The organism is Chitinophaga varians (assembly GCF_012641275.1).
In the GTDB taxonomy this organism is placed as follows: Bacteria; Bacteroidota; Bacteroidia; order Chitinophagales; family Chitinophagaceae; genus Chitinophaga; species Chitinophaga varians_A.
In genome coordinates this window covers 1,397,277-1,415,338 of the sequence record NZ_JABAIA010000002.1, presented here as the reverse complement: position 1 = coordinate 1,415,338, position 18,062 = coordinate 1,397,277, and the positions used below count along the sequence as shown (strand labels likewise).

The window sequence follows — 18,062 nt, the reverse complement described above, 5'->3', positions numbered from 1 at the left end:
CCCCTACTCCCCTGGCTTTTTCCTACCTTTGGAAAAAAACAGAAGCCCATGGCCACCACCTTTACCGCCCCCCTGCAACTCACTGACAACGCCGCTGCTGTAGTAAAACAACTGTTGCAGGGCAACGTGGAAGCGCCTTACCTGCGCATTGGCGTAAAAGGCGGCGGATGTTCCGGCATGGCTTATATGCTGGGATTTGACGCATTGGGGGAAGATGACGACCTGTTTGACATTGCCGGCGTCCCGGTGATCATAAAAAAAGCACACGGCATGTATCTCGTAGGCCTGGAAGTGGATTACCAGGACGAAGGGGACGCCCGGGGTTTTGTATTCCGCAATCCCGGGGCTGAAGTCCTGGGCTAAGATGTTGTTCAGGCGTGTTTATACAGCATTACGCCTATAACCTTTATATCCGTTAAAATGCTTATCAATAAAAAAGCCTGCTATGTAACATAGCAGGCTTTTTTGTCAAACATATTTTTCAGCTATCACTTACTTATTTGGTAGCAGGTGTTGCTTTCTTTTCAGCAACCGCCACTGCGTCACTTTCGTTGGACAGCTGGTTTTTCTTGTCAAAGTCAACCAGTACCGGTGCAGCCACGAAGATGGAAGAGTAAGTACCGGTGATAACGCCGATCAGCATGGCGAAGGCGAAACCGCGGGTTACTTCACCACCGAAGATGAACAGTACCAGGATGGTCAGGAATACCGTGAGGGACGTCATAATGGTACGGCTCAGGGTATCGTTGATCGCTTTGTTGATCACGGTGTCTCTGTCTCTGCCGTGTACGCCGGTTTTGAAGTATTCACGGATACGGTCGAACACGATCACGGTATCGTTCATAGAGAAGCCGATCACGGTGAGGATCGCAGCGATGAAGTGCTGGTCAATTTCCAGGGTGAAAGGAACGATGTCCTTAAACCAGGAGAATACGGCCAGTGTCAGCAATACGTCGTGCAGCAGGGAGAAGATAGTACCGATAGAGTACTGCCATTTGCTGAAACGGATCAGGATGTACACAAAGATCACGAGGATGGACAGTATTGTGGCTTTTACCGCACCGGCGCGCAAGTCGTCGGAGATGGTAGGCGATACTGTCTGAGAGCCAACTACATAACGGGTGTTGAACACGTCCTGCGTAACGCTGGCTTCATAGTATGGTTTCAGGCCATGATACAGTTTGGTGATCACTTCCTGATCAACCGCCAGGCTCTGCTGCTCAATTTTATAGGCAGTAGTGATGCTCAGCTGGTTGGTGTTACCGATGGTTTTTACGAATACTTCACCATCAAATTCTTTCTTCAGCACGTTAGCCACTTCCTGTCTGTTCATTGGCTTTTCAAAGCGGACAGTGAAGCTACGGCCACCGGAGAAATCGATACCGTGGTCGAAGCCATGGAAGAAGGAGGTGATACCACCTATCGCCACGATAGCGGAGATGATGTAAGCGTATTTACGTTTGCCTACGAAGTCGAAGGCAGCGTGTTTGAAGATTTTCTTAGAGATCGGTGTAAAGTACTCGAAGTGTCTTTTCTTGTTGGTCCACCAGTCAGTGATCATGCGGGATACGAGGATACCGCAGAACAGGGACAGGAGCAGACCGATGATCTGGGTGGTGGCAAAGCCGAGGACCGGGCCCAAACCGAAGTAGAACAGGATGAACGCGGTGAGCAGGGAGGTAACGTGACCGTCGAGTACAGGCGCATAGGAGCGTTTGTAACCGAGAGAGATCGCGTCCGGATAGCTCTTGCCATGCGTCAGCTCGTCCTTGATTCTTTCAAAGATGATTACGTTGGTGTCCACGGCCATACCGATGGTCAGTACCAGACCGGCGATACCGGCCATGGTGAGGGTAGCACCAAGGGATGCCAGGATACCGAAGGTAAACAGCAGGTTGAGCACCAGTGCAATATTGGCCACCCAGCCGGCGCTGTTATAATATACCAGCATCAGCACGAAGATGATCACGAAGGAGATCATGAAGGATTTGGCACCGGCGGCGATGGATTCAGCGCCGAGGGTAGGTCCTACGATCTGTTCCTGTACGATGCGTGCAGGTGCAGGCATTTTACCGGACTTCAGGATATTGGCCAGGTCATTGGCTTCTTCCATGGTAAAGCTACCGCTGATGGAAGAACGGCCACCGGCGATTTCGCCCTGGATAGAAGGCGCAGAGTAAACGATATTATCGAGGACGATCGCAACGAAGTTCAGGGTGGAAGGGTCTTTCGGGTTGGCAGGAGCCAGTTCGCCGGTCAGTTTTTTCCACTCGTGCGCACCTACGTTGTCCATCGTCATGCTGATTTCCGGCTGGTTGTCCGGGCCAACGTCCTGACGGGCGTCAACGATCCTTTCGCCGCCTACACGGGGTGCAGGGTTAGCAGGATTTACTTTCAGCGCGTAGATGGCCAGCGGGCCGTGTTTGTCTTCCTTATTTTCCGGACCGAAGGCAAATACCGCGTCTTTAGGCAGGATAGCCTGAACAGCCGGCATCTGCAGGTATTGGCGGAAAGCGGCAGTGTCTTTAGGCAGGATACGGCCGATGGAAGGGCTTGGAATCAGGGTGCCGGACTGCGGGTCGAGCATGGGGATCATGATCGCGAACAGCGGGTTTTGTTTGCGTTGTTCGGCGAAGAGTTGTTCCTGGGATGCTTTAGCGGAGTCTTTTACACTTTTTCCGGTATCTTTTTTAGCCAGGTAGTCGCTCAGTTTACCTTCTTTGCTGGTATCAGCAGGATTAGCTTTGGTATCAGCAGCGGCGGTGGCTTTAGATGAATCGGTAGTGGCAGGGGTAGCTGCTTTAGCGCCGCCTTGTGCGTTCCTGATGGCTTCGTTCATCGGGTTCAGCACGTTCTGGAAAAATTCGGGGCTGTTTTTGTACACCTCACGGAATTCCAGGTTGGCGGTAGCCTGCAGGTATTTGCGTACACGTTCTGCGTTGTCCACACCGGCCAGTTCCACGGAGATCAGGCCTTTATTTTCATCGAGGCTGATGTTGGGCTGGGCCACACCGAATTTATCGATACGTTTTTGCAGTACGATATAGGTGTTTTTGATGGCGGCATGGGATTCTTTGCGGATCATGTCCAGCACCTGCTGGTTAGAGGAGTTGAAGTTGATGTCTTTCTGGTACGCGTTGGCGAAGATGGTAGCCAGACGGCCCTGAGGAGCAACTTCAGCGTATGTTTGCCCGAACAAAGTAACAAAATCAGCCTGGTTGGTATTTTTGCGTTGTTCAGCCAGTTCCAGCGCTTTGTTGAACGCGGGGTCCTTGGATTGACCGGCGAGGGCGCGGATCACATCTTCCACGCTTACTTCCAGCACTACGTTCATACCACCTACCAGGTCGAGACCCAGATTCAGTTCTTTCTCTTTAGCCTTGGTGTAGGTGACATACCATGGAAACCCTGCAATCTGTTTATTGCTGGTGCTGTCCACGATCTCTTGTCTTCTTTGTTTGGTGAATCCTTTCAGCGTGTCAGAATAGAAGGCCTGCAGTTCTTTGCTGCCAGGGTATTTCTGGTCAGGTGTAGGGAATTGTTTGGCTACATCGGTCTCGGCCTGCCGCTCTATCTTCTTCTCATAGTTCCGCACCAAAAACGTGAAGGACAGTTGATACAAAGAGATAAGGATCAGTGCGATGGCAAAAAATCTTACCAGTCCTTTTAGTTGCATGTTGTTTGTTTCGGGTTTATAATAAAAAAATTTTAAGAGTTGCAAAGATAGAATTTAAATTGATATATTAAAGCCCTTGTTAAAAGAGGCGCAAAATCAATATGTGATTGACTTTACAGACTTTGTGACACTCAACTTTCTAAATCCGCGATTCTGGTTTTTCCCTTTTTTTAGGTATATTTCTTTGCTTTACAGTCATGTAATACCGACAAATATATGCAAACCCACCATTATCCGGCAACAGATAATTTCCCTGAGGCGTTGCTAAAAAGTCGAAAAACCGCTGTGGCCAAGGTATTCAGGGATGCCGCCGCTCACCGGCTGCAGCTTGTTTACACCCGGATAGACCGGGATGCACAGCAAAGGCCGCAATTTACTGATTTTCGCTTTGGCATAGGGCGGGGCTGGTACTGTTATCCGGCGTCCACCGTAAAGCTCCCCACCGCCATCCTGGCGCTGGAGAAGCTGAACGACCTGCAGATTCCAGGGCTGGACCGGCAAACGGCCATGTTCACCCGGCCGCTGCCCGGTGTCAATCCGGGCGTCCTGCACGACTATTCAGCGGCTGGCAAGCTACCATCCATCTCGCATTATATCAAAAAAATTTTTCTGGTCAGCGATAACGACGCCTATAACCGCCTGTACGAGTTCCTCGGACAGGAGCCGCTCAACCGGCGTTTGTGGGAGCTGGGGTATACCGGCACCGAAATCCGGCACCGGGTGGGGCTGCCGTTGCACATGGCCGCCAATATGCATACCAACGGGGTATATTTCCGGGCCGGCCGGCAGCTGCTGTACGAGCAGCCCGACCGGCGCAGCAACCTCGTTTTCGCCCCGCGGCAGGACTTCGCCGGCCAGCAGCATATAGACCACAGGGGCCGTTTTCAGGATGGCCCGATGGACTTCTCGCACCGGAACCGGCTGCCACTGAACGAACTCCACCAGATGATGCGGCAGGTATTTTTTCCGAAAGCTGTAACAAATCCATTCCGCTTCCGTTTAACGGAAAATGACTACAATTTTTTGTATCGTTGCATGTCTCAATACCCGGAGGAATCAACAGATCCGGTATATGATACAGGACAATACCATCCGGCATATGTGAAGTTCCTGCTTTTTGGCGGCCAGAAAGCAACCCACATACCAGACCATATCAGGATTTTCAACAAACCGGGATGGGCTTATGGATTTTTGACGGATACGGCTTATATCGTGGACTATGCCAATCATGTAGAGTTTCTGCTCTCTGCCAGCCTGCTGGTAAATACACATGGTCCGCTGGGTGAAGACCAGGAAGCTTTTGAAACGATCGGGAAACCATTTCTCAAGGCACTGGGGGAACTGATATATGAGGAGGAATTACAACGGAAAAAAATGTATCAACCAAACCTGGACCGTTTCAGGGTACATCAGGGAACACAAATTTTATAAACACCATACTAAAAAACTGTGAGCTAATGCTGATCAAAAAAAATCGTGTTTGGGCGATAGCCGCCCTGCTGGGAGGAGTAATCGGATTTTCATCCTGTCTGAAACAAAGCGACCCTACGCCGCAACGGATGAACTATACCGGGGCGATCATCAACGGCGCCTGGCTCCCGTCCAGCCTGGACATCTTTAACAATGGCACAAAAATGAACACCAGTGCCGCCTACAAAACTGCTGCCTCTGCCCCTTTCCTGGACCTGCCGGGGGTACATACGTTCTCCTTCCGGAACCTGAACGGCACCGGCCTCGATTCTGTTACACAACAGTTTGATTCCCTGCGGTACTATACTATCATCACCTACAATGATGGCACCCAAAAATTCGTTGCACAGCGTCTTACGGAAGATTTCTCCTCACTGTCCAATGCGAAAGTGAATTTCCGCTTCCTGAACCTGAGCCCCAACGCCGGCCCGGTAGACCTGTACATCAACGCCAAGAAAGTACTGGAAAACCAGCCTTTCCAGATAAACGCCGCATGGAACTCCGCTGATCCGTTTAACAACAGCGTGGAATATTATGTAACGCTGCCTGGTTCCACCACACCGCTGGTGAAAGGCACTTCCCGCGTAACTGCCGGTTCCACACAGGTACAGTTCCAGCCCGGATATGCTTATACCATTTACCTGGCAGGCGCCAAAGACAGCACCGGTGACAACAAACTGCAGTTGTACTATCTGTCACATACTTCCAACTATTAGGATTTTGGAATTTTTTGATTTACGGATTTTTTGATTTCGTAGATCTATAAATAGGAAGGCCGAAGCGAATTGTCATCGCTTCGGCCTTTTTTTGTAGCATCAAAAAATGCGTAAATCGCGAAATCCCTGAATTTTTATGTAGGTTTGTTCCGGTCAATCCAATGTTTAGATATGAATCAACTAGCAGAAAGGCTGTCACGGATTTCCGAGCCGCAAACCATTAAAATGGCCAAACTTGGCCGAGAGCTGAGAGCACAGGGAATAGACATCGTAGACCTGAGTATTGGAGAACCTGATTTTGATACGCCGGAACATATCCGGGAAGCTGCCAAAAAGGCGATAGATGACGGTTTTACCCACTACACACCGGTAGCCGGTTATGCAGAAGTGAGACAGGCAGTCGTGCACAAACTGAAACGTGATAACGGTCTTGACTATACGCCGGAACAAATCGTAGTGACTACCGGCGCCAAACAAAGCCTTGCCAACGTAGTGCTGAGCATTGTCAATCCAGGTGACGAAGTGATCATCCCTACTCCCTACTGGGTTACCTATTCCGAACAGGTAGCGCTGTGCCAGGGCACGGTGGTATTTGTTCCCAGCACCATTGAAAACAACTACAAGATCACGCCCGAACAGCTGGAAGCGGCCATTACGCCTAAGACCAGGCTGTTTATGTTCTCCTCTCCCTGCAATCCTACAGGTTCCGTGTATTCGAAAGAAGAACTGGAAGGACTTGCTGCGGTATTTGCCAAACATCCGCAGATCTTTATCATTTCCGATGAGATCTATGAATATATCAACTATGTAGGGAAACATGAGAGCATTGCGCAGTTTCCCGGCATGAAAGAACGCACCATCATCATCAATGGCCTCAGTAAAGGTTTTGCGATGACAGGCTGGCGTCTGGGTTATCTGGCCGCTCCCCTTGATATCGCCAAAGCCTGTGATAAGATCCAGAGCCAGTTCACTTCCGCCACCTGCTCTATTACGCAACGGGCAGCCATTACAGCCCTCACCGGCGAGTTGACCACCGCCGAAGCCATGGTGGCAGAGTTCAAAAAACGCCGTGCCTATATACACGAAGCGCTGCAAACTATTCCCGGACTGAAAGTGAATGACCCGGAAGGCGCCTTCTATATGTTCCCGGACATCAGTGCGTTTTTCAATAAGTCATTTGAAGATTCCCATATTAAGAATGCGGACGACCTGTGCATGTACCTGCTGCATAAAGCACATGTATCAGTTGTTACCGGTGTGGCTTTCCAGCAGCCTAACTGCATCCGCCTGTCTTATGCTACCAGCATGGCCAACCTGGAGAAAGGCGTGGCGAGGCTGAAAGAATGGCTGGGCAAACTGAAATAGGAATGACAAATTACGAATTACGAATGGAGGGCTTTTATATAGTACGGCTGCTTACTGACCGTTTGGACAGGGAACCCTGAATTCGTAATTCGTAATTTACAATTCGTAATTATTTTATATATATTTGCGGTTCAAAACGTTCCGATAAGATGAATTCCCAACAGCTCTTGTATGTGGCGCTGGCGATTGGCGTAATTGCCATTCTGTATATGACCGTCCGTGATATGTTTAAAAAGAAAACCGGGGCGCCTGCACCGGAAGCCCAGCCGCAGACGGTAAATCCTGCTGTGCTGCCTTTACAGCTGCAAGCCTATGAAAGACTGGCGTTGTATGTGGACCGCATCACTCCCCAGAGCCTGATAGGCCGCATTTATCAGCCCGGCCTCACCGCGGTAGACATGCAGATTTCCATGGTACAGAGCATTAAAGCCGAGTACGAGCACAATATCACCCAACAGATCTATGTCTCAGCCATGACCTGGGAGGCAGTGAAAACACTGAAAGAACAGACTATTTCCGTTATTAACCAGATAGCGATGCAACTGCCACAGGACGCGCCGGCACTGGAACTTAACCGTCAACTGCTGGAAGTGTTCCTGCAGGCAGGCGAATCTCCTGCCGAGCTGACAGCGCAGATCATCAATGCAGAGGCCAAAAGGCTGATGCGCTAATTATTTTGAGCTGATCACTTCATTCAGCAGGTATCCTTTTCCATCAAACAACATGTAAAGCGGCGGCGCCTTGTACCAGGGAACGCCAGCCTGACGGGCATGTGCCTGGATATGCAGGTGTGGCTCCGTGCTAAAGCCGGAGTTGCCCACACATCCCAGCGCCTGCCCTTGTTTTACGTATTGCCCTTCTTGTACCACCACACTGTTCATTTTCAGATGACCGGCAAAGAAATAGCAGTCGGCCCCTTCCAGCAGCACCTGGTTGGTGTTCTTCGGGCCTCTGTCCATATTGGGAGGGATATTGTCGGGGTTATCGCCATAGGCCCTGCGTACTATACCATCACAGGGAGCATATACCGTATCATTAAAAATCCAGTAGTCGTCCAGCTTACGGGAGAAGACGCTGGCCGCACGGCAGCCGCGGCTGTCCAGCTTCACAATGTCCATCGCATAGATGGCCCCGCGGAGGCTGAAATGAAACACATTGGTCGGCAGTCCTTTGCCTCCCTGCAGCACAAAGTAACGGCCTGATTTCAGGGGGAATGCCAGCTTCACGGTGCGCGGCGTGCCGGTCGTTCCGGTAAAATATAACAGTGTTGCCAGCAGGAGCACTCCTGTCAGCGCCAGGTTAGCGTTTCTTTTCCAGGCGGGCAGTACTGCGGTATTGCGCTTGCGCCCAAAGGGCAGCAACATGACGAACAGTGCCAGCAGTGCGCCGAAAACATACTTACTGTAAATTGACAGGTATACCCAGGTGCCATAGAGGTAGAGGAACACTCCCAGCGACAGCCCGAGCAGCAACGTCGCATAAGAACGTGACAGCGGCCGGTGACCGGCCCGGTACAACAACCAGAGGCTGTAAAGCGCCAACGCGAGGGTAATACATAGTAGCAACCAGATGATCATAACAAAGCCTGACTTTCCTGCAAATATCAATATTTTTCCCGGCGGCGAAGTACCATAATAATTATGTAACATTGCAACGCTAGTTACAACTATCATGGAAAAGATCATTCAAACCGACTCCGGTATTACCATTGACCCGCTGTACACCCAGCCGGTACCGATGAACGAACAGCCTGGCGTTTTCCCGTTCACACGTGGCATCCATGCCACTATGTACCGCGATAAACTGTGGACCATGCGGCAGTATGCCGGTTTCAGCACCGCGGAAGAATCCAACAAAAGATACCACTACCTGCTGAGCCAGGGTGTGATGGGCCTCAGTGTGGCATTTGACCTTCCCACCCAGATCGGGTACGACTCAGACCACGCCATGTCTGAAGGCGAAGTTGGTAAAGTAGGCGTGGCCATTGATTCCCTCGATGACATGGAGATCCTTTTCAAAGGCATTTCACTGGAACAGATCTCCACTTCCATGACCATCAATGCCACCGGGTTTATCCTGCTGGCGCTGTACATCGCCCTTGCCAAAAAACAGGGTGCCGACCTGAAAAAGATTTCCGGCACCATCCAGAATGATATCCTGAAAGAATATGCCGCACGCGGCACTTTCATTTACCCGCCCAAACCTTCCATGCGCCTCATTACCGATATATTCGACTATTGCAGCCGGGAAGTGCCCAAGTGGAACACCATCTCCATTTCCGGTTATCATATCCGGGAGGCCGGCGCCAACGCCGTACAGGAGCTGGCCTTTACCCTTTCTAACGGTAAGGCCTATCTGAAAGCCGCATTGGAGAAGGGACTCGACATCAACGTATTTGCCAAAAGGCTTTCCTTCTTTTTTAATGCTCACAACCACCTCTTCGAAGAAGTGGCCAAATTCCGCGCTGCGCGCCGGATGTGGGCCAACATCACCAAAGAGCTGGGCGCCACTGATCCCAAGGCACAGATGCTGCGTTTCCATACGCAGACAGGCGGCAGCACCCTCACCGCACAACAACCGCACAACAACATTGTGCGCGTAGCTGTGCAAACACTGGCCGCCACCATGGGCGGCACACAGTCTCTGCATACCAACGGATACGATGAAGCCCTCTCCCTTCCTACGGAAGAAGCTGCCCGCATCGCGCTGCGCACCCAACAGATCATCGGTTACGAAAGCGGCGTGGCGGACACGGTAGATCCCCTGGCAGGCTCCTATTATGTGGAAGCGCTGACCAACGAAGTGGAAAGCAAAGCCTGGGACCTTATCCATAAAATAGACGCCATGGGCGGCGCTGTCAGCGCCATCGAACAAGGTTTCGTGCAGGATGAGATCGCGCGAAGCGCCTATCAATATCAACAACAGGTAGAAAACAACGAGAAAATAATTGTGGGTGTCAACAAATTTGTGGCAGCTGATAATCAACCGCCGGAAGTATTCCGTATTGACGACAGTATCCGCCAGATGCAGTCGGACCGCCTGCAGGCACTGCGTGCCCGCCGTGATAATGAAGCCGCCGCTCAATGCCTTCAACGTATCCGTGAAGCCGCACAAACCACCGAAAACCTGATGCCACTCGTAGTAACCGCAGTAGAGCACTACTGCACCCTCGGAGAAATTGCGGACGCGCTCCGCCAGGTATGGGGAGAATATAAAGCGTAATCAATTACGAATTACGAATTACGAATTAAGGGTCCGCTCATGAAAAGGTTACTAAGTAATTGCTCCATTAGAAAGCCCTCAATTCGTAATTCCTAATTCGTAATTTGTAATTGATTTAAGATATTTATTTTTGGGGCCTAAAAAACTAGAACTTGATTTATTACCATAGCTGTCCGCTTTGTGGTTCTTCGCAAATCCATGAAGCACTTACCGCTAAAGATTATACTGTATCCAAAGAAACATTTCCCATATTCCATTGCGGAGGTTGTGGCGGCCGTTTTACCCAAAACGTGCCTGACAGCCAGCATATAGGCCGGTATTACCAGTCGCAGGAATATATCTCGCATTCAGAAACCAAACAGGGGCTGATCAATCGTTTATACCACAGCGTGCGTAAAATCACGTTGCGCTCCAAACAGAACTGGGTACGCAACGCCGCAGGCATGAAGCAGGGCAACCTGCTGGACATTGGTTGTGGTACCGGCGCATTCCTGCACTATATGCAGGTTGGCGGATGGACTGTTACCGGCCTGGAGCCGGATGAAAACGCCCGTCACAATGCCAAAACGCTTTACAACATAGATCCGCTTCCGATTGACGAGCTTTTTAAATTGCCCGCGCAACAATATGACGCCATCACCATGTGGCATGTGCTGGAGCATGTACACGAGCTGCATGCCTACCTGGACCGTATCCGTGAGCTGTTGAAGCCGGGTGGCGCCCTGCTGATAGCGGTGCCTAACTACACCTCTTCCGATGCAGACCACTACGGGGAATACTGGGCCGCCTACGATGTGCCCCGTCACCTCTACCACTTCTCCCCTGCTTCCATGGAACGGCTGTTGCAACAGCATCAGATCAAACTGATCAAAAAACACCCGATGGTATTTGATGGCTTTTATGTGAGCCTGTTGAGCGAGAAATACAAAACCGGTAAAAGCCGCCTGTTCGCAGGTTTCTTCCATGGTTTCCGCTCCTACCGCAAGGGCCTGAAAACGGTGGACCAATGCAGTTCCATCGTATATGAGTGTAAGTTATAGACCTGTCAGATAAAAAAAATCCCGCATTGTTCGTCACAATGCGGGATTTTTTTATGGGTAAAGGTGATATTACTTCACCAGTTTCATTTCATCTACCAGGCGCGTGCAACCGGCAAATTTATCAACGATAAACAGCACGTACCGGATATCCACCATGATATTGCGGCAGATAGACGGGTCATAGTTGATATCGCTCATGGTGCCTTCCCAGGTACGGTCAAAGTTGAGCCCGATCAGGTGGCCATTGGCATCCAGCGCAGGGCTTCCGGAATTACCGCCGGTAGTATGGTTGCTGGCAATAAAACATACCGGCATTTTGCCATTCACGCCATAACGGCCATAGTCCTTGTTTTTATACAGCTCAATCAGTTTAGCCGGCACGTCAAATTCATAATCGCCCGGCACGTACTTTTCCATTACCCCGTCGAGGTAGGTGTAGAAGTCGTAGTGGATGGCATCTCGGGGATTGTACCCGTCCACTTTGCCGTAGGTAACGCGCAGCGTGCTGTTGGCGTCAGGATAAAAGCGTTTTTTTCCTGCCATTACATCCATCTGTGCCTGCATATAGGTACGCTGGAGGTTGTTGATGCTGTTTTGCAGATCGTTGACCGGTTTGCTGACATTGTCCACAAAGCCTTTGCGCATGGCCATGATGAGGCGGGTTCCCGGGTCTTTCCACATCTGGGCTACTACAGCGTTATAGGGCTGTTGCACAAACGCTTTGAGTTTCTCCGGTGAAGTGAGCGCTGACCCTGCATAGATTTTGTCAGCCAGCGTACGGCTGTCGTTGTTGCTTTCCGCGCATATCTGCGCGTATTCTGTTCCGGCATACTGCTTGGGTACACCTTTCGCATATATCTCCAGCAGTCTCACGCTTACATCGTGGTCTACCTGTGCGTTGTAGTTTTTATAGAACGGCTGCATGGACTCCAGGAATTGCTGGCGCAGTGTTTCATACTGGCCCTCCCCTTTGTCGCGCACTTCACCGAGGAAGCTGATGAGGCGGTCGCCTGCGGTGAACAGCTCCACGTTTCTTACCAGTTCGCTGTAGTAGTCGCGGGTTTGGGCGTAAGGACGTATGCGGCGGTACATTTCATTCAGTGAGTCCAATACACCGCTGTACTGCACTTTCAGCTCAGGGCCGGCCGTGTTCAGCAGTTCGTTATAGGTGATCTCGTATTGTTCTTTTTTCTGGATGCCATGTGTTTGTTTAACGCCCAGCATCTCGCCCTTCCATTTTTTCCAGGCGTTGGCGGTATTGGCATATTTGGCAGCGTACTGGATTTTGATCTGTTCATCCTTGCGCATGTAGCCATCGATCACTTCCAGGGCAGCGTCGCGCATACCTACTTTAGCAGGGTCGAGCGCTTCCACGGTCAGTTTTACCGCTTCGGAGGGCAGGTATTCGTTGGTACGGCCGGGAAAACCGAGCACCATGGTAAAGTCGTTTTGTTTTACGCCTTTCAGGGACACGGGCAGGAAGTATTTGGGTGACAGCGGCACGTTGTCCAGGGAATAAGGTGCAGGGCGGCCGTCTTTGCCGGCATAAATGCGGAACATGGAGAAGTCGCCGGTATGACGGGGCCATACCCAGTTGTCGGTATCGGAGCCGAATTTACCGATAGCAGAAGGCGGCGCGCCTACCAGGCGTACATCGTTGAACGTTTCTGTTACAAACAGGAAGTACTGGTTGCCTTCATAAAAAGGTTTGATCATGGTTTCCTGCCAGGATTCCTTACGGGTGTTCTGGCGGATTTCGTGCAGGCGCTTGTCGATGGCCGACTGGCGCTCGCGTTCGCTCATGCCCGGTTTAACGTCCTGCAGGGCGGCTTTGGTCACGTCATCTATACGAACGATGAAAGTAACGAAGAGGCCCGGATTAGGCAGTTCTTCCGTGGCTGTTTTAGCCCAGAAACCTTTTTCCAGAAAGTTGTTTTGCAGAGAAGAGTGTTTCTGGATGGATTCATAACCACAGTGGTGGTTAGTCAGGATCAGTCCCTGAGAAGAGATCACCTCTGCCGTGCAGAAGCCGCCGAAGCTAACGATAGCATCTTTCAGGCTCCCCTTGTTGATATTATAAATATCGGACGCAGTGATTTTCATTCCCATCCCTTTCATCTCTTTCTCATTGAGGCCGGACAGCAGTTGAGGTAACCACATCCCCTCCGTGGCATAAGTCAGCTGAGCGAACAGCAGGAGTACTGCCATCATCAGCGGCTTCACGATTCGTTGCAACATATCTGATATTCTTTTTATAGAACCGGCAATTTACTACAATTCGGGCAGGCGGGAAAGGATAAACCTGCGTTTCTGCGGATTCATCGACACAAAGGCGGTATTGACAGAGATGTCGCGCGTCAAGCAGCGAAATTGGCGCATATTGGAGCCAATTCCGAATATCTGTTGAGCATGTTCCGGTCAAAATTGATGGTCATAATGCTGCATATCACCGGTTGGGCGATATGCATGAGCCTTCCGTTGCTTTTTGTTCGGGGGCAATACTGGTACAATCATGTGCTGGCGGTGGTACTGTCATTGGTATTAAGCCTGGCCATTGAAGTCACCTGCCACCGCTGGCGGTTATCAGAGCAGGCGCTGCATAGCAAGGCGCTCAAAGCGGCTGCGGAATTGTCTTTCCTGAAGTCGCAGTTACAGCCGCACTTTCTTTTTAATACGCTCAACAATATCTATTCGCTGGCGATGTCCCACCATGAGTATACGGCCGCCAGTATTCTGAAGTTATCGAATATGATGCGGTACGTTACTACCGATACCGGTCATGATTATGTACTGTTGCAGCGGGAAATAGAATGTATACACGATTATATCGACCTGCAACAGCTGCGGCTTACCTCCCGAACGAAGGTGAAATTTTCGGTGTCCGGCAACCCGGGCATTAAATGTATAGCGCCCATGCTGTTATTGCCGTTCCTTGAAAATGCTTTCCAGCGCGGCGTCAGCACGCAGGAGGCTTCCGATATTGTCGTGCATTTGCAGGCTACTGACAAATGTATCCGCTTCTATTGCAGCAACCGGCATTTTCCGGTAACGATGGATGACGGCCCGGCAGCAGCGGACATACGCCACGCGCGGGAGCGGCTGCAACAGTTGTACCCGCACCGGCATCAGCTGCAGATACGGGAAGACAACGGTGTGCAGGTGGTGAAGCTCTCGCTGGATATTATTTAGTTATTTGGTTATTTTGATATTTCGCCGAAGGGCAATAGCTAAATAACCAAATAAACTAATGGTAAAGGGCATTTAAGGCTATGATATCATTGGCATTAAAGTTACGGGCGATGCCATTGGAGCAGGCCAGCATCCAGGAATTGGGATCAGGACCCATTGGTGTGCCGGGAATCCATATAGCGTTAACATCTTCACGGACGGGAGTGCCTCCGCAGCTAAAGGAACGGTCCATGAAATCGGTGTGGTGCATACCTATGCAGTGGCCGATGTAGTGCTGGATCTCTGAGGCTATATACAGCACATTGGGAGTAGGTCCGTAGGCAGCAGCATTGTAGTTCAACTGCACAGTAGGAAAAGGATTGCCTCCTGTAGGGAGACCTGAAGAACCGTAACTAACGTAGCCATTGACAGGCGCCTGGTTATAACCCTGAATAGTAAGCGTAGGCGTACCGCTGACAACAAGCTGGAAGTGGAGACGCAGATTCAGCCTGTTATAACGCATAAGGGCCGTATCAACGCCTGCGATGTATGCGGACGGAAGGCCGACCACTTTTACGATAATAGCCCGGGGCAGGCCTGTCACCAGTGAACTGGAACGGTATTGTTCCACCTGGCCGACACGCAAGGTAATTCCACCGGGCTTCTCATTCAGTTGATCAGGGGTCAGCAGGATATCACCTTCCACCAGGTAGCCGTCTTTTGTTTTCCGGACATTATCTGTACTGAAGCCGTGGGCTTTTATTTGCGCCAGCACTTCATCAGAAACAGGATTGGGTTGTGGGTCCTGTTGTTTATCACTTTTATCACAGGAAGAAATCATGATACCTGCGGCCAGACAGGTTATTACGGCAAGCATTTGTTTTTTCATCACTTCAGATTTTGGTTATTAAAAGAAAAATATTTCTATCTGAATAACTGATCATCAGAACAACAATGCTTATCTGCCGGGGTAACGCTACAAGGGGGGACGGGCTATGCTACCAACAAACAACAGATGGCATGGTGCTACATACAAAAATAGGGTCTTTCAGTGCTCTTTCTTAGCAGACATATGAGAGCGCAGATGCCTTATTCAGACATCTACGCTGTGTTCTCAACAATTGGCTCACGCCAAAGTATTTACCTGATTAGTGGTAGAGGTAATTTAATGCGATGATGTCATTGGCATTAAAGGTACGGTTGCCACCATTGGAGCAGGCCAGCATCCAGGAGTTGGCATCCGGGCCTGAAGGCGTACCTGGGATCAGGACCGCGCCAACGCCGCCATCGCCTTCATTTACAGCAGAACCGCCGCAGCTGTATGCACGGTTCATATAGTCTGTATGGCGCATACCGATGCAATGGCCGATTTCATGCTGGATCACAGATCCTACGTACAACACATTAGGATTGGAGCCATAGGCATACTGGTTGGTGTTCATTTTAACAGTAGGGTAAGGGTTACCGCCGCTCGGGAAACCGGAGGAACCGAGGGTGATGTAACCACCGCTGGGGCCCTGGTTGAAGCCCTGCAGGGTAATGTCAGGCGTACCGCTGGTAATACGCTGGAAAGTAATACGCAGGCCCAGTCTGTTGTAACGGGCAATAGCCGTATCAGTACCCGCGATGAATGCGGTTCCCAGACCGGTTACTTTTACCGTGATCACACGCGGCAATGCAGACACCAGGTTGTTGGTCCGGTACTGTTCATCGTTGGCAATGCGCAATGTAGGAGTACCGACTTTCTCCCGCAGTTGCTGTTCAGTCAACAGGATATCTCCTTCCACGAGATAACCGTCTTCTGTTTTTTGTACGTTGTCAGTGCTGAAGCCACTGGCCTTTATCTGCGCCAGCACATCATTGGAAACAGGGTTGGGTTGTGACGCCTGTTGCTTGTCATTTTTGTTACAGGAAGAAATCATTACACCTGCGGCCAGACAGGCAATTACGGCGAACATTTGTTTTTTCATCAGTTCGGATTTTGGTTTAGAAAAGAAAAAATATTTCCCTGCCGGCTGATTTGGATACAGCCGGTATATAAATGGTCACACCACAAAAATCAATCGTATTGATGTGCAGCAGCAATGCTATCGTCGGAAGCAGGCAATGCTACTGACAAACAACCAACTTCGTGGTGTTACGCATCCGGAAAAAAACGGGTCTTTTAGTGCTCTTCTTTTTAGCTGGCATATACCATGCAGATATCTCTGTCATGTATTGTTAATGCCTGGCAGTTATTAGTGGTAGAGGTAATTTAAAGCGATGATATCATTAGCGTTGAAGGTACGGTTGCCTCCATTGGAGCAGGCCAGCATCCAGGAGTTGGCATCCGGGCCGGAAGGCGTACCAGGAATCAGGACAGCGCCAACGCCGCCATCACCTTCATTTACAGCAGAGCCGCCGCAGCTGTATGCACGGTTCATATAGTCAGTATGGCGCATACCAATACAGTGGCCAATTTCATGTTGGATCACAGATCCTACATAAAGAACGTTGGGGTTAGAACCATAAGCAGCAGCGTTGGTGTTCATTTTGATAGTACCATAAGGGTTACCGCCGCTGGTAGGGAAACCGGAAGAACCGAGGGTGATGTAACCACCGCTGGGGCCCTGATTGAAGCCTTTGATGGTGATAGTGGCCGTGCCGCTGGTAATACGACGGAAGCTGATACGCAGTCCCAGTCTGTTGTAACGGGCAATAGCCGTATCAGTGCCGGCAATAAAAGCTGTACCCAGATTACTTACTTTCACGGTAATAACGCGGGGCAGCGCAGTAACGAGGTTATTGGTACGATACTGTTCATCATTGGCAATACGTAAAGTAGGAGTGCCAACTTTTTCTTTCAGCTGATCGGCTGTCAACAGGATATCGCCCTCCACGAGATAGCCCTCATCTGTTTTCTGAACATTATCAGTACTGAAGCCATTGGCTTTGATTTGCGCCAGCACTTCATCAGAAACAGGATTGGGCTGGGACTCCTGTTGTTTATCATTTTTGTTACACGAAGAAATCACCATACCTGCGGCCAGACAGGCAATTACGGCGAGCATTTGTTTTTTCATCTGTTCGGATTTTGGTTTTTAAAAGGAAAAATATTTCTCTTCCGGCTGATTTGAATACAGCCGGTATACAAATAATTTCAATACAAAAAATACAGCGATTATCTGCAGGGGCAATGCTACTGGCGGAAGTGGGCAATGCTACCAACAAACAACAAACTGCATGGTGTTACACATCCGAAAAAAAGCGGGCTTTCAGTGCTCTTCTTTAGCAGACATATTACAGCAGTGACATCTTTCATCAGACATCTGCATGCATTTTCAATGATTGGCTATGACTTAATAATACCGGTGTTTTCCGGGGACTCAGACTTGCTCTTCAGTTAACCTTTGGTTATCGGTTCTC

General features: G+C 50.2%; 14 protein-coding genes. 8 read left to right on the top strand and 6 right to left on the bottom strand.

Annotated features, from left to right (window positions below; all coding sequences use genetic code 11):
• The first annotated feature begins 48 nt into the window (after positions 1-48).
• Positions 49-363 (top strand): HesB/IscA family protein, encoded by a 315-nt coding sequence (locus HGH92_RS20340; protein WP_168872585.1) that lies wholly within the window; start codon positions 49-51, stop codon positions 361-363.
• Positions 364-496: 133 nt separating this feature from the next.
• On the opposite strand, the gene secDF is transcribed toward HGH92_RS20340, so the two are convergent.
• Positions 497-3,676 (bottom strand): protein translocase subunit SecDF, encoded by a 3,180-nt coding sequence (secDF, locus tag HGH92_RS20335; RefSeq protein WP_168872584.1) that lies wholly within the window; start codon positions 3,674-3,676, stop codon positions 497-499.
• A 216-nt stretch (positions 3,677-3,892) separates the two neighbouring features.
• On the opposite strand from secDF, the gene HGH92_RS20330 reads away from it, so the two are divergent.
• From HGH92_RS20330 to HGH92_RS20315, 4 genes are all read left to right on the top strand, one after another.
• On the top strand, positions 3,893-5,107 hold the full coding sequence (locus HGH92_RS20330; RefSeq protein WP_168872583.1) for a serine hydrolase: 1,215 nt from the start codon (positions 3,893-3,895) through the stop codon (positions 5,105-5,107).
• A 26-nt stretch (positions 5,108-5,133) separates the two neighbouring features.
• A complete protein-coding gene (locus HGH92_RS20325) occupies positions 5,134-5,862 on the top strand; it encodes a DUF4397 domain-containing protein (protein ID WP_168872582.1) in 729 nt (242 codons plus the stop codon).
• A 171-nt stretch (positions 5,863-6,033) separates the two neighbouring features.
• Positions 6,034-7,227, top strand: coding sequence for a pyridoxal phosphate-dependent aminotransferase (locus HGH92_RS20320; protein ID WP_168872581.1), 1,194 nt, complete (start codon positions 6,034-6,036; stop codon positions 7,225-7,227).
• A 149-nt stretch (positions 7,228-7,376) separates the two neighbouring features.
• A complete protein-coding gene (locus HGH92_RS20315; protein ID WP_168872580.1) occupies positions 7,377-7,898 on the top strand; it encodes a hypothetical protein in 522 nt (173 codons plus the stop codon).
• Here HGH92_RS20315 and HGH92_RS20310 read toward each other — a convergent pair whose 3' ends face one another.
• Entirely contained in the window at positions 7,899-8,876 is a 978-nt protein-coding gene (locus tag HGH92_RS20310) for a M23 family metallopeptidase (protein ID WP_168872579.1), read from the bottom strand.
• Positions 8,877-8,898: 22 nt separating this feature from the next.
• Here HGH92_RS20310 and HGH92_RS20305 point away from each other — a divergent pair, with 22 nt between their 5' ends.
• Positions 8,899-10,449, top strand: coding sequence for a methylmalonyl-CoA mutase (locus tag HGH92_RS20305; RefSeq protein ID WP_168872578.1), 1,551 nt, complete (start codon positions 8,899-8,901; stop codon positions 10,447-10,449).
• Between the two features lie 152 nt (positions 10,450-10,601).
• Positions 10,602-11,489, top strand: coding sequence for a class I SAM-dependent methyltransferase (locus tag HGH92_RS20300; protein ID WP_168872577.1), 888 nt, complete (start codon positions 10,602-10,604; stop codon positions 11,487-11,489).
• A gap of 69 nt (positions 11,490-11,558) precedes the next feature.
• On the opposite strand, the gene HGH92_RS20295 is transcribed toward HGH92_RS20300, so the two are convergent.
• On the bottom strand, positions 11,559-13,727 hold the full coding sequence (locus HGH92_RS20295) for a S46 family peptidase (RefSeq protein WP_247654985.1): 2,169 nt from the start codon (positions 13,725-13,727) through the stop codon (positions 11,559-11,561).
• Between the two features lie 198 nt (positions 13,728-13,925).
• On the opposite strand from HGH92_RS20295, the gene HGH92_RS20290 reads away from it, so the two are divergent.
• Entirely contained in the window at positions 13,926-14,678 is a 753-nt protein-coding gene (locus HGH92_RS20290) for a sensor histidine kinase (RefSeq protein WP_168872576.1), read from the top strand.
• 55 nt (positions 14,679-14,733) lie between these two features.
• Here HGH92_RS20290 and HGH92_RS20285 read toward each other — a convergent pair whose 3' ends face one another.
• From HGH92_RS20285 to HGH92_RS20275, 3 genes are all read right to left on the bottom strand, one after another.
• A complete protein-coding gene (locus HGH92_RS20285) occupies positions 14,734-15,546 on the bottom strand; it encodes a M57 family metalloprotease (protein ID WP_168872575.1) in 813 nt (270 codons plus the stop codon).
• Positions 15,547-15,805: 259 nt separating this feature from the next.
• Positions 15,806-16,627 (bottom strand): M57 family metalloprotease, encoded by an 822-nt coding sequence (locus tag HGH92_RS20280; protein ID WP_168872574.1) that lies wholly within the window; start codon positions 16,625-16,627, stop codon positions 15,806-15,808.
• 267 nt (positions 16,628-16,894) lie between these two features.
• Complete coding sequence (locus tag HGH92_RS20275) at positions 16,895-17,719, bottom strand: M57 family metalloprotease (RefSeq protein WP_168872573.1); 825 nt, start codon at positions 17,717-17,719, stop codon at positions 16,895-16,897.
• Positions 17,720-18,062: the final 343 nt, after the last annotated feature.